The organism is Polaromonas sp. YR568 (assembly GCF_900116715.1).
Taxonomy (GTDB): Bacteria; Pseudomonadota; Gammaproteobacteria; order Burkholderiales; family Burkholderiaceae_C; genus Polaromonas.
Genome location: NZ_FPBM01000004.1, coordinates 286856 through 306187, shown reverse-complemented (window position 1 = coordinate 306187; position 19332 = coordinate 286856). Strand labels below are relative to the sequence as shown.

Annotated in this window: 17 protein-coding genes; 10 read left to right on the top strand and 7 right to left on the bottom strand. The window is 63.3% G+C overall.

Annotation, left to right across the window (positions count from 1 at the left end):
- Nucleotides 1–200 precede the first annotated feature (200 nt).
- From BM408_RS11425 to BM408_RS11405, 5 genes are all read left to right on the top strand, one after another.
- A complete protein-coding gene (locus BM408_RS11425; protein WP_092130088.1) occupies nt 201–1175 on the top strand; it encodes an amino acid ABC transporter substrate-binding protein in 975 nt (324 codons plus the stop codon).
- An 86-nt stretch (nt 1176–1261) separates the two neighbouring features.
- On the top strand, nt 1262–2464 hold the full coding sequence (locus tag BM408_RS11420; RefSeq protein WP_092130087.1) for an amino acid ABC transporter permease: 1203 nt from the start codon (nt 1262–1264) through the stop codon (nt 2462–2464).
- Nucleotides 2465–2480: 16 nt separating this feature from the next.
- Nucleotides 2481–3584, top strand: a complete 1104-nt coding sequence (locus BM408_RS11415; RefSeq protein WP_092129972.1) for an amino acid ABC transporter permease — start codon at nt 2481–2483, stop codon at nt 3582–3584.
- Between the two features lie 14 nt (nt 3585–3598).
- Complete coding sequence (locus tag BM408_RS11410; RefSeq protein ID WP_092129971.1) at nt 3599–4342, top strand: amino acid ABC transporter ATP-binding protein; 744 nt, start codon at nt 3599–3601, stop codon at nt 4340–4342.
- Nucleotides 4343–4351: 9 nt separating this feature from the next.
- The gene (locus BM408_RS11405; RefSeq protein WP_092129970.1) at nt 4352–5185 is read left to right on the top strand and encodes a class II glutamine amidotransferase; all 834 of its coding nucleotides are present in this window, start codon (nt 4352–4354) and stop codon (nt 5183–5185) included.
- Here BM408_RS11405 and BM408_RS11400 read toward each other — a convergent pair.
- From BM408_RS11400 to BM408_RS11385, 4 genes are all read right to left on the bottom strand, one after another.
- Nucleotides 5182–6198 carry an ABC transporter substrate-binding protein gene (locus tag BM408_RS11400; protein WP_092129969.1) on the bottom strand — a complete coding sequence of 339 codons (1017 nt, stop codon included), beginning with the start codon at nt 6196–6198 and terminating at the stop codon, nt 5182–5184. The genes BM408_RS11405 and BM408_RS11400 overlap by 4 nt on opposite strands.
- 18 nt (nt 6199–6216) lie before the next feature.
- Nucleotides 6217–6546, bottom strand: a complete 330-nt coding sequence (locus tag BM408_RS11395; protein ID WP_092129968.1) for a 4Fe-4S dicluster domain-containing protein — start codon at nt 6544–6546, stop codon at nt 6217–6219.
- The gene (locus tag BM408_RS11390) at nt 6543–8195 is read right to left on the bottom strand and encodes an FAD-binding protein (RefSeq protein WP_092129967.1); all 1653 of its coding nucleotides are present in this window, start codon (nt 8193–8195) and stop codon (nt 6543–6545) included. The genes BM408_RS11395 and BM408_RS11390 overlap by 4 nt, the downstream gene beginning before the upstream one ends.
- Nucleotides 8196–8358: 163 nt before the next feature.
- Nucleotides 8359–10722, bottom strand: coding sequence for an ATP-binding protein (locus tag BM408_RS11385; RefSeq protein WP_092129966.1), 2364 nt, complete (start codon nt 10720–10722; stop codon nt 8359–8361).
- A gap of 263 nt (nt 10723–10985) precedes the next feature.
- Here BM408_RS11385 and BM408_RS11380 point away from each other — a divergent pair, with 263 nt between their 5' ends.
- Nucleotides 10986–12188, top strand: coding sequence for a threonine ammonia-lyase (locus tag BM408_RS11380; protein WP_092129965.1), 1203 nt, complete (start codon nt 10986–10988; stop codon nt 12186–12188).
- Nucleotides 12189–12208: 20 nt separating this feature from the next.
- Here BM408_RS11380 and BM408_RS11375 read toward each other — a convergent pair whose 3' ends face one another.
- Nucleotides 12209–12691: a glycine zipper family protein gene (locus BM408_RS11375; protein WP_092129964.1), complete on the bottom strand. Its 483-nt coding sequence runs from the start codon at nt 12689–12691 to the stop codon at nt 12209–12211.
- A gap of 147 nt (nt 12692–12838) precedes the next feature.
- On the opposite strand from BM408_RS11375, the gene BM408_RS22905 reads away from it, so the two are divergent.
- Both BM408_RS22905 and BM408_RS11370 read left to right on the top strand, forming a co-directional pair.
- The gene (locus tag BM408_RS22905) at nt 12839–13003 is read left to right on the top strand and encodes a hypothetical protein (RefSeq protein WP_175541761.1); all 165 of its coding nucleotides are present in this window, start codon (nt 12839–12841) and stop codon (nt 13001–13003) included.
- 496 nt (nt 13004–13499) lie between these two features.
- Nucleotides 13500–15392 carry a phosphoenolpyruvate carboxykinase (GTP) gene (locus BM408_RS11370; protein ID WP_092130086.1) on the top strand — a complete coding sequence of 631 codons (1893 nt, stop codon included), beginning with the start codon at nt 13500–13502 and terminating at the stop codon, nt 15390–15392.
- 147 nt (nt 15393–15539) lie between these two features.
- Here BM408_RS11370 and BM408_RS11365 read toward each other — a convergent pair whose 3' ends face one another.
- Nucleotides 15540–16199 (bottom strand): hypothetical protein, encoded by a 660-nt coding sequence (locus BM408_RS11365; protein ID WP_254774782.1) that lies wholly within the window; start codon nt 16197–16199, stop codon nt 15540–15542.
- Between the two features lie 191 nt (nt 16200–16390).
- Here BM408_RS11365 and BM408_RS11360 point away from each other — a divergent pair, with 191 nt between their 5' ends.
- The gene (locus BM408_RS11360; RefSeq protein WP_092129963.1) at nt 16391–17347 is read left to right on the top strand and encodes a LysR family transcriptional regulator; all 957 of its coding nucleotides are present in this window, start codon (nt 16391–16393) and stop codon (nt 17345–17347) included.
- A 42-nt stretch (nt 17348–17389) separates the two neighbouring features.
- On the opposite strand, the gene BM408_RS22900 is transcribed toward BM408_RS11360, so the two are convergent.
- Nucleotides 17390–17563: an HU family DNA-binding protein gene (locus BM408_RS22900; RefSeq protein ID WP_175541760.1), complete on the bottom strand. Its 174-nt coding sequence runs from the start codon at nt 17561–17563 to the stop codon at nt 17390–17392.
- Nucleotides 17564–17820: 257 nt separating this feature from the next.
- Between BM408_RS22900 and BM408_RS11355 the strand changes: the two genes are divergently transcribed.
- Complete coding sequence (locus tag BM408_RS11355; RefSeq protein ID WP_092129962.1) at nt 17821–19329, top strand: sensor histidine kinase; 1509 nt, start codon at nt 17821–17823, stop codon at nt 19327–19329.
- Nucleotides 19330–19332 lie beyond the last annotated feature (3 nt).

Here is a 19332-nt window from a genome sequence, read left to right as displayed (position 1 = left end):
CGTTTTTCGCAAGGGTTTATCCCGAGCGAATAAGCATCTTCCTTTACTTTGTGTAAGTGCACCTTCGGTTAGCATTCCCGACGCTGGCACGCATCGTGCTGGACATCGGAACGTACATTGACTGGAGAACTCCCGTGATCACATTCGCAAAGAAACATGGACTTGCCACGCTGGCAGTTGCCGGCCTCACCCTCGCAACCATGGCGCCCGCCCATGCCGGCAAGACGCTGGATGCCATCAAGGCCCGCGGCCAGGTCATTTGCGGCGTCAACGTCGGGCTGGCGGGCTTTTCGGCGGCTGACAGCGCCGGCGCCTGGACCGGTCTGGACGTGGATACCTGCAAGGCCATCGCCGCCAGCGTGCTGGGCGACGCCAACAAGGTCAAATGGGTTCCCCTGAACGCCCAGCAGCGTTTCACGGCGCTTCAGTCCGGTGAAGTCGACATCCTGGCGCGCAACACCACCTTTTCGCTGACCCGCGATGCATCGCTGGGCCTGCACATGACCGCCGTCACCTATTACGACGGCCAGGGCTTCATGGTCCCCGTCAAGAGCAAGATCAAAAGCGCCAAGGCGCTGAAGAACGCCACGGTCTGCGTGCAGTCCGGCACCACGACCGAGAAAAACCTGACCGACTTCTCCAAAGCCAACAACCTGGGCATCAAGCCTGTGGTGTTTGAAAAGCAGGAAGCCGTTAACGCCGCCTACTTCTCCGGCCGCTGCCAGGCTTACACCACGGACGCCTCCGGCCTGGCTTCCGTTCGCAACAAGGAAGCCAAGGTTCCAGCCGACCACCTGATCCTGCCCGAGCTGATTTCCAAAGAGCCGTTGGGCCCCATGGTTCGCCGCGGTGACGACGAATGGTTCGCCATCACCAAATGGGTGGTCTACGGCCTGATCGAAGCTGAAGAGTACGGCGTGACCCAGGCCAACGTCGATGCCATGACCAAGGACAGCAAGGACCCTGTGGTCATGCGCCTGACCGGCAGCGGCGAAGACACCGGCAAGCTGCTGGGCCTGGAAAAAGACTGGCTGGTGCGCGCCATCAAGGCGGTGGGCAACTACGGCGAGATTTTTGAACGCAATGTCGGCCCCAAGACGCCTCTGGCACTACCACGCGGCCAGAACAACCAGTGGAACAAGGGCGGCCAGATGTACGCCATGCCAGTGCGCTAATCGCCTGATTCCGATGCGATGAACGCAACGGGCCGCTCGCAACTCTGCGTTGCCGTGTGGCCCGTTTTTTTTGGGTGACCGCCGTTATGTCTGAGCAATCCCTGATTCCCCCGCGCCCAGCGCCTGCCCAGCGCCGCAAGGTGTTTTCCTGGCGCAGCAAGCAGGCGCGCGCCATCGTCTACCAGATACTGGCCGTCGGCCTGATCGTCTTCCTGATCTGGCTACTGGTGAGCAACACCATGGCCAACATGAAAACCCGCGGCATCCAGAGCGGGTTTGACTTTCTGATGCAGCCCGCGGGCTTTGACATCGGCGAGGGCTGGCTCCACTACGACTCGATCGACCCTTACTGGAAAGCATTCCTGGTGGGGCTGGTCAACACGCTGCGGGTGGCGGTGGTAGGCATTGTGCTGACGACTATCCTCGGCACGCTGCTGGGCATAGGCCGCTTCTCGCGCAATGCGCTGGTACGGGGCCTGTGCTACGGCTATGTCGAGACCTTTCGCAACATCCCGGTACTGCTGCAGCTGCTGATGTGGTACCTGCTTTTTACCGAGTACCTGCCCGCCATTGATGAAGCGCTGCATATCGGCAGCCTGGTCTATGTGAGCAAAAACGGCGTGTCTTACCCGACACCGGTGTGGCAGCTGGGGCAGACGCTTGCCCTGGTAGGCGCGCTGATCGGCCTGGCGGGCAGCTTCATTTATGCCGCACGCGCACGCCGCGCTTTTGACCTGACTGGCCAACCGCGCCCGGTGCTGTGGGTGTCGGCGGGCCTGGTGCTGGGTGGCGCCTTGGCTGGCTGGCTGGCCGGCGGTGCGCCGTCGGAATGGAACCTGCCCAAGCTGACGGAAGTGCAGGTTGAAGGCGGCGGCGCGTTGAGCCCCGAATACCTTGCCGTGCTGCTGGGGCTGGTGCTCTATACCTCGGCCTTTGTGGCCGAAGTGGTGCGCGCCGGCATTGCCTCGGTGTCACTGGGCCAGCATGAAGCCAGCGCGTCGCTGGGCCTGTCGCGAGGCCATTCGATGCGCCTGGTGGTGTTGCCGCAGGCGCTGCGGGTCATCATCCCGCCGCTGACCAACCAGTACCTGAACCTGACAAAAAATTCCTCGCTCGCGGTGGCCGTGGGTTACCCCGACCTGGTGTCGATTGCCAACACCTCGCTCAATCAGACCGGCCGCGCCGTGGAATGCATCGCCATCATCATGCTGATTTACCTGACCACTTCGCTGGCGACTTCAGCGTTGATGAACTGGTTCAACAGCCGCGCGGCCATCAAGGAACGCTGAACGTGGACGCCCACTCATGACACAAAATTTCGTCCCCATCGCACCACGCTCCGCCCCCGTCAAGATGGAGGGTGTGGGCCCCTGGCTGCGCAACAACCTGTTCTCCAGCGTCGGCAACTCCGTGGTGTCGCTGCTGGTGGTGGCCCTTTTATTGTGGGTGGCCACCTCGGCTTTTCACTGGGCGGTGCTCAATGCCGTCACCGCGGCCAACGCCGATGCCTGCCAGGCCGTGCGCGGCACCGGTGCCTGCTGGGGCGTGATCAATGAAAAGGCCCGCATCATCCTGCTGGGCCGCTACCCGCAGGGCGAGCACTGGCGCGCCGAGCTGGCGACCTTCCTGCTGCTGGGCCTGGTCGTTGCGAGTTGCAGCCGCTGGCTCTGGAAGCCCTGGCTGCCGCTGCTCTGGCTGGTGGTGCTGAGCGCTTTCTTCACGCTGATGAGCGGCGGCATTCTCGGGCTGGCCAAGGTGACCACCGACCAGTGGGGCGGTTTGCCGCTGACGGTCATGCTGACGGTGATTTCCATGACGGCGGCCTTTCCGATTGCGGTGGCCGTGGCGCTGGGACGGCGCTCCCACATGCCGGCCATCCGCACGCTCTGCGTGATTTATGTCGAGCTGATACGCGGCGTGCCGCTGATCTCGGTGCTGTTCATGGCCAGCTTCATGTTCCCGCTGTTCATGCCCATCGGCAAATCGCCCGACGTGCTGCTGCGCGTGATTGTTGGTATCACGCTTTTTGCGGCGGCTTATATGGCGGAAATCGTTCGCGGCGGCCTGCAGTCTCTCTCCAAAGGCCAGACCGAGGCGGCGGCCAGCCTGGGGCTGGGTTACTGGCAAACGCAGATCAAAATCGTGCTGCCCCAGGCGCTGGGCACCGTGGTGCCCAGCATCATGAACAACTTCATTTCGCTGTTCAAAGACACGTCCCTGGTGACCATCGTGTCGCTGTATGAACTGACGGGCGCGCTGTCTCTTGCCGTCGGCTCGGACCCGAACTGGCGGCCCTTCAAGATTGAAGCCTATATTTTTATTGCCGCGATTTACTTCACCTGCTGCTTCGCGATGTCGCGCTACAGCCTGTGGATTGAACGCCGTCTCGCCGTGGGCAAAGCCCGTTGAACAGGAAGAAGAACATGAGTGATCCCTCCATCCGCTTTGACAAGGTCAACAAATGGTATGGCAACAATTTCCACGTACTGCGCGACATTGACCTGGAAGTGAAGCAGGGCGAGCGCCTGGTGATCTGCGGGCCTTCGGGCTCGGGCAAGTCCACCATGATCCGCTGCATCAATGCGCTGGAAGACTACCAGGAAGGCAAGCTCACCGTGGCCGGGTCTGTGCTGGGTGACGACATCAAGGCGATTGACGCGGTGCGCCGCCAGGTCGGCATGGTGTTCCAGCAGTTCAACCTCTTCCCCCACCTGACGGTGCTGGAAAACCTGACGCTCTCGCCGACCTGGGTGGCGGGCCTCTCCAAAAAAGACGCCATCGAGCGCGCCATGCACCAGCTTGAGCGCGTGCGCATTGCCGAGCAGGCGCAGAAGTATCCGCTGCAGCTGTCGGGCGGGCAGCAGCAGCGCGTGGCGATTGCCCGCGCGCTGTGCCTCACGCCCAAGATCATGCTGTTTGACGAGCCCACCTCGGCGCTGGACCCGGAAATGATCAAGGAAGTGCTGGATGTGATGATGGAGCTCGCCAACCAGGGCATGACCATGCTGTGCGTGACGCACGAAATGGGCTTTGCCAAGGCAGTGGCCGACCGTGTGATCTTCATGGACCAGGGGCAGATCGTCGAAGAGAACACGCCTACCGAGTTCTTCAACCATCCGCAGACCGACCGGGCCAAGGATTTCCTGTCCAAGATTCTGGGGCATTAAACTACCCCTATGTGCCAGCTGTTGGGAATGAATTCGGTCAAACCGGCGGACCTCAGGTTCTCGCTGACCGGATTCGCCGCGCGCGGCGGCCTGACGGACCACCATGCGGACGGTTTCGGCATCGGTTTTTTTGAAGACAAGGCCTGCCGCCTTTTTGTCGACGCCCAGCCCGCGGCGACTTCACCGGTTGCCGAGATGCTCAAGCAGTACGCCATCAAGTCGCGCAATGTGGTCTCTCACATTCGCAAGGCGACCCAGGGCGACCCGATGCGGCTGGAAAACTGCCACCCCTTCACCCGCGAGCTCTGGGGCCGTCACTGGCTGTTTGCCCACAACGGCGACCTGATCGACTACCAGCCTGAATCGGCCGGCAACTACCAGCCCGTGGGCACCACCGACAGCGAACGGGCCTTCTGCGCACTGATGGAAGAGCTCAAACAGATCAGTCCGCGTGAACCCTGCTCACCCGACATCATCTTTGAAACGCTGTGCTCCTTGAGCGAGCGGACGGCCGAGTTCGGCGTCTTCAACTATCTGCTTTCCAACGGGCAGTCGCTTTACGCACATTGCTCCACGCGGCTGTGGTACCTGGTGCGCGAATGGCCGTTTTCAAACGCCAGCCTGGTGGATGCCGACCTGAGCATGGATTTTGCGCAGACCAATGACCCAGAGGACCGCCTGTGCGTGGTGGCCACCCAGCCGCTGACACGCAACGAAAACTGGCAGCAGTTGCAACCCGGGCAATTGCTCTGGATTGAGCAGGGCCGCATCGTGCGACAAGCGCAGCTTGAGGTCAGCGAAGCGGTGCGGAAAAAGCACGAGGCCAGCCTGGCCTGCGTTTAGTCAGCCCCGGCCACTGTCCATTGCGCCACGGCAAAGTCACGCCGTATCAGGTTCTCCGCCAGCAAAAAGCGCTTCACCTCCTCGATCAGCTTCAGCCCCTCGGCGGGATAAGCCGAGTCGGGAAACTGCGAGAGCGGATAAGACGCTTTCACGGCTTCGACTGGAAACCCGCTGGCTTCGGCGTGAAAGCCGTAGTACGCCGCGCTGTCACGGCGAATGTCCCGCAACGCCGTAGTGCGCGCGCGGCCCCAGGCGGCCGGCAGGCCTGGTGCGCCGGCCAGCAGCTGAGGCGCTGCGATGATGACCGAGGTGCCGCGCAGATTCGGATGCTTTTCAGCTTCGTCGATCACAGGGTAGCCGCGTGAGGCCAGCAAGGGGCCGGTGTTGATGGGCGCGGCAAAGGCCGCGACGGCGCCTCGCTCCAGCGCGGGCTCGCCATCACGCGGAAGCATGTGCACCACCTTGACGCTTTTGAGCAAGCCCGCCTCTTTGAGCAGGCCCAACACGTAGCGATGCATGTAGGAGCCCAGCGCAACGCCCACGGTTTTCCCCTCCAGCTCCCTGACGGTTTTCACGCCACCGCGCGGCGTGAGCAGCCAGACATTCATGCCCACGTTGTCAAAACCGAGCAGGCGCCCTTCAAAGCCCTGGGCGCGTGCGACGACGGCGGGCGTGTCGCCGTAGATGCCCACATCCAGATTGCCGGAGACAAAGGCTTCGTTGAGATCCGGCCCGTTGGGAAACACGCGCGTGACCACCTCGCTAAAACCCAGCGGCGCCAGTTCGCGCTGCAGCTGGCCCTGTTGCAGGGCCCAGCCGGTGGCCGAGGCCGGCTTTTTGCCGGGGCCGATAAAGCCCAGGCGCAATGGGCGGGAAGGTACGGTGGCCTGAGAACGGCTTACACCCGGCAGAGCAAGAGAAGCTGCGGCTGCGAGCGCCGCGCCCAGAAGCCTGCGGCGAGGCGTGAGCTGAGAGGCCTTCAAGCCGGTCCGTGCAAATTTCAAATCAATCATGTCGAATCTGTAGGCGCGTCAATGCGCCCGTTGTAAAAGTTCATAACTCGCGTCGGCCGCCGCGGTAGACCGCCGCCCCTTGCCCCAGCCGATGGCGCTGCGGTAGCTGCCCATCAGGGCCTGCGTGCCGGCCGCATGTTCATTGACCACCGCCGCATGGTCGGCGATAGGCGCGACATAGAGCGCATCCTCGGGGCAATACAGCTCGCACATAAAGCAGGTCTGGCAGTCGTCCTGGCGCGCGATCACCGGTGGGCCGCCGGCAACGATGTCAAACACATTGGTGGGGCAGGCATGCACGCAGATGTTGCAAGCCGTGCAGCGGGTGGCGCTGACGATTTCAATCATGCGGTGACTCCCGCCGGGGCTTGCACAGCATGCGCCGACGGCGCGTTGTCCACCGCGTGCTGGCGCACCCAGACTTCGTCCAGCCCACCGCTGACGAGGCGATGCCGCTGCAACGGGTCGCTGGCTGTGTGTTCTTTGCGCCTGTGCATGCCGCGCGTTTCGGTGCGCTGCAAGGCGCTGCGGTACATCCAGCGCGAAGTGGCGAGCATGGCTGCGGCTTCGCGGGCGCGCACCGCCTCTTGCGCATTGGCTGCCGGCGCGCCTGCACGCAGGCGATGCCAGAGGGCGTCGAGCCGCTGCAGCGAATCTTCCAACAGGTCGCCGCGCCGGTACCAGTTGCGCTCGTACGGAAACACTTCGGCCTGCACGGCGCGTATCACCTCGGCGCTGTCGGGCGCATGGCTGCCCTTGCCCTGCAAGGTGACACCGCCCGCACGCAAGGCCACACGTTGCGCTGCGCTGCGCGCACCGCGGCCGAAATCCGCCGCACCAGCGCCCGCCCAGAAGCCCGACGACAGCGCCCAGGCCGCGTTGTGGCTGCCGCCGCCGGTAAAGCCGCCGCAGATCAGCTCGCGCGTGGCCGCGTCGCCTGCGGCATACAAGCCAGGCACGGAGGTCGCGCATTGCTCACTCACGAGGTGCAAACCACCCGTGCCGCGCACGGTTCCTTCAAGCCGCAAGGTCACGGGGAAATGCTGTGTGAAGGGGTCGATGCCCTGCCGGTCAAACGAAACGAAAAAGTTGGGCTGGGCCGTGCGCATCCAGGCGCGAATGTCGGCATCGGCACGGTCCAGGCAGGCATAGACTGGCTGGGTCTGCAAGGTCTGCGCGATCACGCTGCGCCCGCGCGAGGAGCCCGCGCCTTCAATCGGCGAGCCGTCCTGGTAGTAAAAAGTCGCCCAGTTGTAAAACAGCGATTTGGTGACCGACGAAAATGCCGGGCCCAAACCATAGGCGTTGGAGAACTCCATGCCCGACAGCTCAGCGCCGACTTCAGCCGCCATCAAGTGACCGTCACCCGTGAGCACATTACAGCCCAGCGCGCGGCTGAGGAATGCGCAGCCACCAGTGGCGATGACCACCGCACCGGCGCGCGCCACCCAGGTCTCGCCGCTTTGCCGGTTGACGCCGGTGGCACCGCACACCGTGCCGCTGTCATCGACCAGCAACTCCAGCGCGGGGCTGTGGTCGATGATGCGGGCGCCGGCCGCCTTGACCTGCTTGCGCATCAAACGCATGTATTCGGGGCCTTGCAGCGATGTGCGGCGCAGCTGACCATCGGCATCGACCGGGAAGGGATAGCCCCATTCGGTCAGCAAATCCACATTGGCCCAGGTTTGCGCCAGCACGCGGTCCATCCAGGCATGCTCGGCCAGGTGCCCGCCCATGGCCAGCCGGCTGGCCTTGGCTTCTTCACGCGCGGCGCCGTCTGGAGAGACATGCCAGAGCCCGGTGCCTGAAGGCGCGGTTGCGCCCGAAGTGCCGCAATAACCTTTGTCGGCCAGCAGCACCGATGCCCCGGTTGCCGCCGCGCTGATGGCGGCCCAGGCGCCGGCGGGCCCGCCGCCAATCACCAGCACATCGACCTCATGCCGCACCGAGCCTGCCGCGTTCGACAGCTGCTGTAAATCCCAATCACGTGTTCCCATCACCTGCTCCTGAAGTCAGATATCGGCGGCATCCATCTGAAACAGCGGATGCCCGAGTTCGAACTCTAGGCAGGCCCGGTCCGCTTGCGAACGAAGCTTTCCGGCTAAAGATAGTTGGGAATGATTGGTCGGGCGAGCCCGCGAGGGTGCGGAGCGGGAAGCGCTACTGCAGGAAACCCATGTTGCGGCCTTCACGCACTTCGGGCTTGATGCGGTGCTCGGCTTCCAGCTGCGACAGGAATTCTTCCGCCGAAAACTCCGCCGCCAGGATATCAACCTGGCGTTTGACCGCCGCAAAGTCGCCGGGGCACAGCTGCGTCAGCTTGCCCAGCCTCTCGCGGATGGCGCCGGTCAGCAGGCTGGCATCCCCGGCCAGGGCCTCGACCGCAAACATGGTCTCGCGCTGCTCCCGGGTCAGGGGCATGAATTTGATCTTGAAGGTGAAGCGCCGAAGCGCCGCCTGGTCCAGGCTTTCAAGCAGGTTGGTGGTGCAGATAAAGATGCCGTTGTGGCGCTCCATGCCCTGCAGCATTTCGTTCACTTCGGTCACCTCGTAGGTGCGCTGGGCGCCGCGCCTGTCCTGCAAAAAGCTGTCGGCTTCGTCCAGCAGCAGCACGGCTTTCTCGGCTTGGGCCTCGCGGAACATGGCGGCCATGTTCTGCTCGGTCTCGCCGACATACTTGCTCATCAGGTCGCTGGCCTGCTTGATGATGAGGGGCTGGTCCAGCGATTTGGCGATGTGCTCGGCCAGCGCCGTCTTGCCGGTGCCCGGCGGGCCGTAAAAACACAGGCTGCCGTGGCCGCGGCTCTTGAGCGCCTCGACGATGCGCGGCACTTCAAACCGCGACTCGACATTGAGCATGGACAGGTCGTAAGTCGTGACACTGCGCCGGCCCGCTGTTTCTGATTTGTTGCCCAGCGCGACATCGGCGTTCTTGAGCTGCCGCTCGATCAACGACTCCATCAGCAGCGGCCTGCCGCCGGCGAGGATGGTTTTCATGCCTTCGGCGTCTATCTGCACATCCATCTTGTCTTCAGGCGCGCTGGCCAGCCGGGCAAAGCGCACTGCCGTGCGTATCTGCGCGGGCGTGAGGCCCTTGCGCGCTGTGAGCTTGGCCACAAACGCATCGCTCACCTGCACGCCCTCCAGTGTCTTGCGGACCACGCCCTCGCGCGCGCCGGGCGGCGGGGACCTCAGTTCAAGGTGATAGGCAAAACGGCGGCGAAAGGCCGGGTCGATCTGCTCGATGCGGTTGGTGACCCAGAGCGTGGGCACGGTGTTCGATTCCAGGATCTGGTTGACCCAGGCCTTGCCGCTGACCGAGCCGCTGGCCGGCACCGGCAGTTGCTCGGAGCGCGCCATCAATTGCGCGGCTTCGCTGGAAATGGGCGGAAACACATCTTCCACTTCATCAAACAGCAGGGCCGAATGCGTGCTGCCTTTGAGGAACACCTGGGCGATCTGCAGCGAACGGTAGCGGTCGCGCCCGCTCAGGGAATTGCCGTCACGGTCGGCGTATTCGACTTCAAACAAGTCCAGCCCCGCAGCCTGCGAGACAACCTTGGCCAGCTCGGTCTTGCCGGTGCCGGGCGGGCCGTAGAGCAGCACGTTGACGCCCTGCTCTTTGCTGGCCACGGCATTGCGCAACAGAGACACCAGCACCTCCGCATCCTCCTGCACAAAGGCGAAGTCGGCCAGACCCAGGCTGCTGTGCGCGGCGGGCCGGGTGAAGACGGCCATGAGTTCGTTCTGGTCGCGGTATTCGCGCATCAGCACGGGCGGCAACTTCTCGCTGACCTTCATCAGGTCGGCAAGGTCGGTGATGTTGTGTTCGGAGATCAGGTTCTCGACCATGCCGATGCGCTCCAGGCGCGAGCCGGCGCGCAGCGCTTCGGCAACCTCGGGTGCCTTGACGCCTGCGACATCGGCAATAGCCGCATAGGCCTCGGGCGCGTTGTTGACCTTGAACTCCACCAGCAGGGAGCGCAGGTCGCGCTGGTAGCGCGCCAGCGTGCCGTAAAGCAGCAGCGCGCGCTCCGCCCGGTTCAGTTGCAACAGGTTGGCGAGCGCGTCTATGTTTTTTTCGACCAGCGTGGATTGTTTCTTGAGCGCATGTGTGAGCCACTCACCGGTGGCGGCCAGCACCGACAGCAAATCCTTGGGCTGGTCTTTGGCATGTTCGTCGAGGTAGAAGAACAGCGTGCCTTCTTCGTAGGGGCCGCGCCAGGCGCCGTGGCGCGCCATGAACTCGGCGTCGGTCAGGCTTTCATGGCCGCGCCAGAATTCGTTGTCTTTGCAGCGGCGCCCCAAAAACTCACGCAGGCGCTGCAATGCAGGCAGGGGCCAGACCAGGTGCCGGCCCGAGAGTGACAGCAGGCTGTTGAGGTCGCGCCGTACATTGAACTTGGCGCCTTGCCTGGCGGCCAGCGTCAGCACGAAGTGCGAGCACATCAGGTCCAGCACCGGGGCTTCTTTCAGCCCGGGGGACAGCAGCGACTGCTGCTCGCTAACGGAACGCTTGCTCATGGACAAACCTCCCTTGTGCACCTGCACCGCTGGTTGACATGCCTGTAGACCTCGCTTGACCTTGCCCGGCCTTCTGTGTGTTTCATAGTAGCTATGAGCAATGAAGACGCCGTCTGGTTCAATGAGACTCCACCATAACGCAGCTTGAAGCATCATGGAAGACACTACTTGAACACGGCCGTGTGAAATGCGCCACAGAATCAAGCCCGAAGGCACGCAAAATTGACCCGGCACAATCTCCGTATTCGCCCCAGAGGAATCTCATGCTCAGTCTCAACGATATCGAACAAGCCGCCCAGCGCCTGCAGGGCCATTTGCTGGACACACCCTGTGTGGAATCCAAAACCCTGTCGCAGCTCACAGGCGCCCAGATTTACCTGAAGTTCGAGAACTTGCAATACACCGCCTCCTTCAAGGAGCGCGGCGCTTGTAACAAACTCGCCCAGCTTTCAGCCGACGAACGGCGCCGCGGCGTGATCGCGATGAGCGCCGGCAACCACGCCCAGGGCGTGGCCTACCATGCGCAGCGGCTGGGCATCCGGGCTGTGATTGTGATGCCGCGCTTCACCCCGGGCGTGAAGATTGAGCGCACCCGGGGCTTTGGCGCCGAGGTCGTGCTGCATGGCGACTCGCTGGACGAGTCCCGCTCGCACGCCCTGAAGCTGGCCGAGCAGGAAGGCCTGGTCTTTGTGCATCCCTATGACGACGAAGCCATCGTCGCGGGCCAGGGCACGGTGGGGCTGGAAATGTTGCATGCCGTGCCCAGCCTGGACACGCTGGTCATCGCCGTGGGCGGCGGCGGCCTGATCGCGGGGACGGCCACCGCGGCCAAGGCCATCAAGCCCGGCATTGAAATCATCGGCGTGCAGACCTCCCGCTTCCCCGGCATGGTCAACGCCATCAAGGGCACCAAACACCCGCAGGGCAGCAGCACCATCGCCGAAGGCATTGCGGTGGGAACACCCGGCCTGATCCCGCAGGCCATCATCGCCAAGCTGGTGGACGACCTGGTGCTGGTGGACGAGGGCGACATCGAGCAAGCCATGGTCATGCTGCTTGAGATCGAGAAAACCCTGGTCGAAGGCGCCGGCGCGGCCGGGCTGGCAGCGCTGCTCAAATACCCGGAGCGTTTTGCCGGCAAAAAAGTCGGCCTGGTGTTGTGCGGCGGCAATATCGACCCGCTGCTGCTGGCGGCCATCATCGAGCGCGGCATGGTGCGCGCCGGGCGCCTGGCGCGCATCAAGGTCAGCGTGCGCGACATCCCCGGCTCACTGGCCAAGATCACCGCGACTGTGGCCGATGCCGGGGCCAATATCGACGAAGTGCATCACCAGCGTGCGTTCACCATGCTCTCGGCGCAGAACGTGGAGATCGAGCTGGTGATCCAGACGCGCGGGCGCGACCATATCCAGCAGGTGCTGGATGCGCTCAACGCTGCGGGCTTTGAGGCGTCAGAGCAGCACTGAGCGTGCCGGATGGCTGGGCCCTAGTTCCAGCCAATCACTTCAAAGCCGCGCTCGCTGAGGCAACGCTGCACGAAGCTGCGGTAGACGCTGTTGGGTTTATCGTTGTGAAATGCGCCTGACACCGCGCCTGCGGAGCCGCCCACGGCAGCGCCCGCGGCCCCGGCGCGCAACACGCCCTCGCCGCCGCGCCCGGTGATCAACGCACCAACCGCCGAGGCGACGCCTCCGACGGCCGCGCCCTCACCGGCACGCCGGCCGACTTCGTTGCCGCTTTGAGACGGGCTGAGCCCGGCGGCCGAGGCACGCGACATGCAGGCATTGGCTTCGGCCTGGCCTTGCGCGTCGCCTACGCGGTTAAGCGTGGCGTTGGGATACAGCACCGGCCGGGCCGAGGCGCTGTTGGGGCCGCCGGTAGCGCAGGCTGACAACAAAGCCAAAGCGGACAAGGCAGCGCCGGCTGAAAAGAGGCGGCTCCAGGGCAGCGAAGAGGCTGGGGATTTCATGCATTCCTTCCAAAAACAGGCATGGCAAAGATGTCAAAGGGTAGCGCAAACCAGGCGTGCGGCATCTTTGTCGGCCGGTTCTTCATGTAACCATCTTCATGCGGGTAAAATCTGCCCAGACTTTCAAGCATTTCAGGAATCAACCCCATGTCCAGTCAAAACCACACCACCAATGCCGCCCACGACAGTGCCACCCCCGCCCAGGAGCAGGAAGCCGTCGATGCGATCGTTCCATTGATCCCCATTGTTCTGCCTGTGGTTGGCGGCGTGCTGATGTTCCTGCTGGCCTTTATCGCCATTTACATGGCTTAAAAGCAAACCACTTCCCCCAGAAGCCCGCGCCTTGCGGGCTTTTTTGTTTCCGGGCCTCTCTGGCCCGCTTCCCTCGCTTCTTCCCCTCCTCTTCAGCGGATTCATCGCAAACAGCCGTAAAACTGCGGCCAAAACGCCCCATCGCGGCATTAGTCACGCCGATGTCACGACTGCCGGAACCCCCGCATTGCATATGCATAACCCTATGCCGGTTATGCATAACTTTTGCCTGTAACTCCAAGGTAACCACGCCCGATCTTCTTAAAATGAATTCTCTGGCCGACCCGTGGAAGGTGAAAAAGCAGCGCAAAGAGCCGCTTTTTTGTCACTGCGCCGCAGCGCTTTCGCCGCTGCGGCACCGCCCGCCGACCGGGACTTGTTTGTTGCGCAAAAGAAGCTTTTTAGCCTTATTCCGGCAAACGTCTCAGTGTCACAACCGCCAGGTTGCCGCGCGACGTTTTCCGAAATAACGCTTTTTAACTTTGGAGTTTTTTCGATGAACCACCCCGCGATGCAAGGGCTGAACCTCAATACGCCCAGTTACGTCAAACATGCCAAGCTGATCGCCTGGGTCGCCGACATGGTGGCCCTGTGCAAGCCCGACAACGTTTACTGGTGCGACGGCAGCGATGCCGAATACCAGCGCCTGTGCCAGCAGCTGGTTGACGCCGGCACCTTCAAAAAGCTCAACGAAGCCAAGCGCCCGAACAGCTTCCTGGCCTGCTCCGACCCCACCGATGTGGCGCGTGTGGAAGACCGCACCTTCATCTGCTCGGCCAAAAAGGAAGACGCCGGCCCGACCAACAACTGGATGGCGCCCGCCGAAATGCGCGCCACGCTGCAACCCCTGTTTGACGGCTGCATGAAGGGCCGCACCATGTATGTGGTGCCTTTCAGCATGGGCCCGCTCGGCTCGCCCATCGCGCACATCGGCATTGAGCTGTCTGACAGCCCGTATGTGGGCGTCAACATGAAGATCATGACCCGCATGGGCAAGGCCGTGTTTGACGTGCTCGGCGTCGACGGCGAGTTCGTTCCCTGCGTGCACACCGTGGGCGCACCGCTGGCCGAAGGCCAGAAAGACGTGAAGTGGCCTTGCAACAAGACCAAGTACATCGTGCATTACCCCGAAACGCGCGAGATCTGGTCTTATGGCTCTGGCTACGGCGGCAACGCCTTGCTCGGCAAAAAATGCTTTGCGCTGCGCATCGCCTCCAACATGGGGCGCGCCGCCTCGCAAGACGGCTCCGGCAGCCCGGGCTGGCTGGCCGAGCACATGCTGATCCTGGGCGTGACCTCGCCCGAAGGCAAGAAGTACCACGTGGCGGCGGCTTTCCCGTCGGCCTGCGGCAAGACCAATTTCTCGATGCTGGTGCCGCCGGCCGGTTTTGAAGGCTGGAAGGTCACCACCATCGGCGACGACATCGCCTGGATCAAACCCGGCAAGGACGGCCGCCTCTACGCCATCAACCCCGAAGCAGGTTACTTCGGCGTGGCGCCTGGCACCAACATGCTGACCAACCCCAACTGCCTGCGCAGCCTGGACAAGAACGTCATCTTCACCAACGTCGGCCTGACCGATGATGGCGATGTCTGGTGGGAAGGCATGGAGCAGGACGCTCCCGGCAACGCTTTGCCGGCGCACCTGATCGACTGGCAGGGCAAGGACTGGACGCCGCAGATCGCCAAGGAAACCGGCGCCAAGGCCGCCCACCCCAATTCACGCTTTACCGTCGCCGCCATCAACAACCCTGCGCTGGACGCCACCTGGAATGACCCCGCCGGCGTGCCGATCGACGCCTTTATCTTCGGCGGCCGCCGCTCCACCACCGTGCCGCTGATCACCGAAGGCCGCAACTGGGTGGAAGGCGTGTACATGGCTGCCACCATGGGCTCCGAAACCACCGCCGCCATCACCGGCCAGGTCGGTGTGGTGCGCCGCGACCCGTTTGCGATGATCGCTTTTGCCGGCTACAACATGGCCGACTACTTCCAGCACTGGCTGAATGTGGGCAAGAAGCTGGAGGCCTCGGGCGCCAAGCTGCCCAAGATCTTCACCGCCAACTGGTTCCGCAAGGGCGAAGACGGCAAGTTCGTCTGGCCCGGTTACGGCGAAAACATGCGCGTGCTGAAGTGGATGATCGACCGCATCGAAGGCAAGGGCCAGGGCGTGGAACACATCACCGGCGTCAGCCCCCGTTATGAAGACATGAACTGGACCGGCCTGGACTTCAGCGCCGAGCAGTTCAAGACCGTGACCAGCATCGACAAAGCCGCCTGGCAAAAAGAGCTGGAGCTGCACGCCGAACTGTTCAAGCAACTCGAACACCACCTGCCAAAAGAGCTGGAGGAGACCAAAGCCGCCATCGAGCGCCGCCTGGCTGCCTGACCGGCACGCCATGCGACGGGGCGTTTCGCACAACCTGCGCGGCGCCCTATCCCTGGAGACTGACATCTTCAGGGCAAAAAAAAGCCACCGGATCCGGTGGCTTTTTTTGTGGGCCGCTTCGGGTGAAGCGGCCCAGCACTCAGGCGCTTAGATGTAGTTGCGTTGGTAAGCGCGCAGTTCAGCACCGCCCAGACGCCGAGCCCGCTGTGTCAGGCCGGCAGCAACCGCTTCAACAGCGGCAGGTGCGGCAACTTGCGCATCAGCCTTGGCGCTTTGCAGGTAAGCCTGCAGTTCAGCGCCGCCCACACGGAGGGCACGTTGCGTCAGGCCGGCAGGAGCCGATGCGGCGCCGGCAGGGGCAGCCACGGCAGCGTCGGCGACTTCGGCTTCAGCTTGTCCGCGCAGCAAGGCCATTTGCAGGTCGGCCATCACGCGGGGATCGTTCCTGGCGGCTTGCCACAGGCGCTGGTCGGCGCGGGCTTCTGCCATGCTGCGCGACCAGGCATCCAGGCCGGTCTTGAGGCTGACGGCTGCATTGCGCGCGGCGCCGGCGAAAAGTGCCAGAACAGCAAAAGCGACAACCCAGACGCCGATCCACATCACCAGCAGGTGGCCTTCGGTCACGCTGTCCATGACCTGGTAGGCCACAACCATGACGGCGGCGGCGATGGCGGACAAGAGCAGCGTGGCCAGGCCGCGGGTGCCGGAGACGGCATGCGCCAGCTGACGTACGGCACCAAAGGCCGACTCAGCGCGGACAACGCCGGGGTGCTGCGTGGAGTATTTGATATTGACGAAGCTGGTCATGATGAATTCCTTGGGTTAACACCGCTGAACCAAAATTGCAGCGGGTATGGGTATACTAGGGTTATCACTGATGTTACTCAACTTTATATTTATGATGAGATTCATTCATATTGGTGATAATTCAGACACATTCGGACGCTCCAGCCTCGCGTTCCGGTCCTGAGCCCCTTCCTTTAACCCGGCCAAAACCCTTGAACCCCCTCAATTTCCGGACGCTGGACCTCAACCTGCTCCGCGTCTTCGACGAGGTGATGGCCGAGCGCAGCCTGACGCGGGCGGCGCGCAACCTGTCGCTGACGCAGCCGGCCGTCAGCAATGCGCTCAGGCGGCTGCGCGAAACCCTGGGCGATGAACTCGTACAGCGCAGCGGCCAGGGCATGGCGCCCACACCGCGCGCCGTCGCCATCTGGCCGTCCGTGCGCGAGGCCTTGCAGCAGCTGCAGGAGTCGCTGATTCCCAACGAATTCGAGCCCGGCAAGGCCAACAGCACCTTTGTGCTGGCCATGGCCGATGCGACCGCGGCCGAGCTCATGCCGGGCCTGGTCGAAACACTGGACCAGGAAGCGCCCGGCGTGTCGATGCGGGTGCTGCCGCTCACCACCCGCGACCCGCGGCGCCTGCTGGACGAAGAAACCTGCGACCTGGCCGTTGGCTACTTTCCGTCGCTGCTGGCCGACCTGACCGCGCACGCGCAAAGCGGCGAGCCGCTGCCGTTTCTGCACCAGCGGCTCTATGACGGTGAATATGTGTGTGTGATGCGCAAAGACCACCCGCTGGCCACGGGGCCTTTCTCACTCAACCGCTTTTGCGCCGCGCGCCACATGCTGGTGAGTTTTTCGGGCCGGCCCTTTGGTTTTGTCGATGAGGCGCTGGCCTCACTGGGGCGCGAACGCCAGGTGGTGCTAACGGTGAACCAGTTTTTCACCGCCGGCCGGGTGGTGGCCAATTCCAATTTGCTGACAGTGCTGCCGCGCCACTTTGTGCGCGTGACCGGCATCGCCGATCAGCTGGTGCTGCGGCCCTTGCCTTTTGATGTGTCGCCAGTGCATGTGGATGCGGTGTGGCACCGCCGCTCGCAGCAGCGCAGCGCCCATATGTGGCTGCGGCAGGCGGTGGCGCGGGCCGCCGACAAGGCGTTTTCAGCCTGAAGCGCTATGAACCGCAATGAAGCGCCGTGAAGCGCAAAAGCTTCAGCGAACGACGCTGAGGTAGGCGTAAGCAGCGGTGCGCAGTTCCTGCGCTTGCTGTGGGTTGCGGCCGGCGCGGGCTGCACGCTCCATCAGGTTGTGGGCCACACCGTTGACGGGCGCCACACGGGTTGCGGCAGGCAGAAAACGGGCGATCTGGGAAATCAGGCTGTACATGTCAGGGTCACCCTCTTGGGGTGGAAGAGTTGCGGTGAATGAAGAATAAGGGTTTTCCCTAGGGTTTCAACCCTAAGTTGGGCCACTATTCATGCAAAACGCGCATAACCTGCCATGCAACCGCACATGTACTGCATGTCTAGGTGATTTCCGGGGAAAACTTCACAAGGCAGCACGGCTATGCTTGGCTGATGCCTTTTTGTCCTTCGTCACTCTCCTTCAAGCCGCCGCAAAGCGTCCAGCGTGGGAGTCCATGAATGGCTGAGGCGCAGGCGTCATCTCCAGGCGAAGCGCTGCTGCTGCTGCGGCAGATCGCCTCCAATATTGAAGCCATGCTGTGGTCCTGGGACCCGCAAACCGGCCGCATCAGCTATACCAACCCGGCTTTTGAAGCCTTCTGGGGCCTGTCCGCCGACACCCTGGGCGACAAGCCCTGGCAGTGGCTGGAGCAAGTGGACCCGGCCGACCGCGAACGGGTGCTGAGCCTGCAGACCAGCCCGCTCAAGCGCAGTGAAGAATACAAAGTCAACCGGCCCAAAGGCGGCGTCGCCCGGCTGAGCCAGCGGGCGCTGCCCATGCACAGTCCTTCGGGCCAGTTGCTGCGCGTCATCCACCTGGCCACCAACATCACCTGGCAGCTCGACACCTCCAAGCAGCTGAGCGTGGAGATCGGCCGGCGCACCGACTCCGAGGCCAAATACCGCGCGGTGGTTGAAAACGTCAGTGAAGGCATTCTGGTGACGGCCGGCGGGCGCATTCTCTATGCCAACCCCAAGGCGCTGGAGCTGACCGCGCTCGACGAAGAAACCGCCAAGTCCCGCCCCTTCATCGAATTCATCCACCCCGACGACCGCGAGAAGGTGCTGGGCAACCACATGAAGCGCCTGCGCGGTGAGCTGGTTGAAAACCACTACCAGTTCCGCGTGCAGCACAGCCAGAGCATCACGCGCTGGCTGGAGATCAGCGCGGTGATGTTCGAGTGGGAAGGCACGCGCGCCACGCTCAACTTCCTGACCGACGTGACGCGCAAGCGCCAGGCCGAGGAAGACATGCGCAAGGCGCTGGCGCACGAGCGCGAGCTGTCGGAGCTCAAATCGCGTTTCGTCGCCGTCGCCTCGCACGAGTTCCGCACACCGCTGGCCGCCATCCTGTCGTCGGTGGAACTGCTGGACACCTATGGCGCCAGCTTTCCGGCCGATGAGCGCCACGAGCTGCTGGGCCAGATCAAGACCGCCGTGGCGCGCATGAATGGCATGGTCGAGCAGGTCTTGCTGACCAACCGGCTGGAGCTGGGCAAGTTCAAGTTCGAAGCCAAGCCGCTGGAGGTGCCTGACTGGCTGGTGCAGATGATGGCGGAGCTCGAACGCGGCAACCCGCAGGCCGCGCGCGTCTCACTGACCTGCGACGCCCTGGACGCGCCGCGCACCGCCGACCCGCAGCTGCTGCGCCACATCGTGGTCAACCTGCTGGGCAATGCCCTCAAGTACTCCGACCCCGACACGCCGGTGGAGCTGGCGGTCAGGGGCGTGGACGACCAGTTGCACCTGCGCATCACCGATCAGGGCATAGGCATCCCCGAGGCCGACCTGCCGAGGCTTTTCGGCAGCTTTCACCGCGGCACCAATGTGGGCAGCATTGCCGGCACCGGCATCGGCCTGCACATCGTCAAGGAATGTGTGGACCTGCACCGGGGCGAAATCGAGGTGAGCAGCCAGCCCGGGCAGGGTACGACCTTCACGGTGCGGCTGGCAGCGCCGCTGGCCTGACCA

Excerpts from the sequence above, each read along its gene's own strand:
- BM408_RS11385 (WP_092129966.1), bottom strand. The coding sequence starts at position 10,722 with ATGAGCAAGCGTTCCGTTAGCGAGCAGCAGTCGCTGCTGTCCCCCGGG.
- BM408_RS11375 (WP_092129964.1), bottom strand. The coding sequence starts at position 12,691 with ATGAAATCCCCAGCCTCTTCGCTGCCCTGGAGCCGCCTCTTTTCAGCC.
- BM408_RS11410 (WP_092129971.1), top strand. The coding sequence starts at position 3,599 with ATGAGTGATCCCTCCATCCGCTTTGACAAGGTCAACAAATGGTATGGC.
- BM408_RS11415 (WP_092129972.1), top strand. The coding sequence starts at position 2,481 with ATGACACAAAATTTCGTCCCCATCGCACCACGCTCCGCCCCCGTCAAG.
- BM408_RS11400 (WP_092129969.1), bottom strand. The coding sequence starts at position 6,198 with ATGATTGATTTGAAATTTGCACGGACCGGCTTGAAGGCCTCTCAGCTC.
- BM408_RS22900 (WP_175541760.1), bottom strand. The coding sequence starts at position 17,563 with ATGTACAGCCTGATTTCCCAGATCGCCCGTTTTCTGCCTGCCGCAACC.
- BM408_RS11405 (WP_092129970.1), top strand. The coding sequence starts at position 4,352 with ATGTGCCAGCTGTTGGGAATGAATTCGGTCAAACCGGCGGACCTCAGG.
- BM408_RS11425 (WP_092130088.1), top strand. The coding sequence starts at position 201 with ATGGCGCCCGCCCATGCCGGCAAGACGCTGGATGCCATCAAGGCCCGC.
- BM408_RS11370 (WP_092130086.1), top strand. The coding sequence starts at position 13,500 with ATGAACCACCCCGCGATGCAAGGGCTGAACCTCAATACGCCCAGTTAC.
- BM408_RS11390 (WP_092129967.1), bottom strand. The coding sequence starts at position 8,195 with ATGGGAACACGTGATTGGGATTTACAGCAGCTGTCGAACGCGGCAGGC.
- BM408_RS22905 (WP_175541761.1), top strand. The coding sequence starts at position 12,839 with ATGTCCAGTCAAAACCACACCACCAATGCCGCCCACGACAGTGCCACC.
- BM408_RS11380 (WP_092129965.1), top strand. The coding sequence starts at position 10,986 with ATGCTCAGTCTCAACGATATCGAACAAGCCGCCCAGCGCCTGCAGGGC.
- BM408_RS11395 (WP_092129968.1), bottom strand. The coding sequence starts at position 6,546 with ATGATTGAAATCGTCAGCGCCACCCGCTGCACGGCTTGCAACATCTGC.
- BM408_RS11420 (WP_092130087.1), top strand. The coding sequence starts at position 1,262 with ATGTCTGAGCAATCCCTGATTCCCCCGCGCCCAGCGCCTGCCCAGCGC.
- BM408_RS11365 (WP_254774782.1), bottom strand. The coding sequence starts at position 16,199 with ATGACCAGCTTCGTCAATATCAAATACTCCACGCAGCACCCCGGCGTT.
- BM408_RS11355 (WP_092129962.1), top strand. The coding sequence starts at position 17,821 with ATGGCTGAGGCGCAGGCGTCATCTCCAGGCGAAGCGCTGCTGCTGCTG.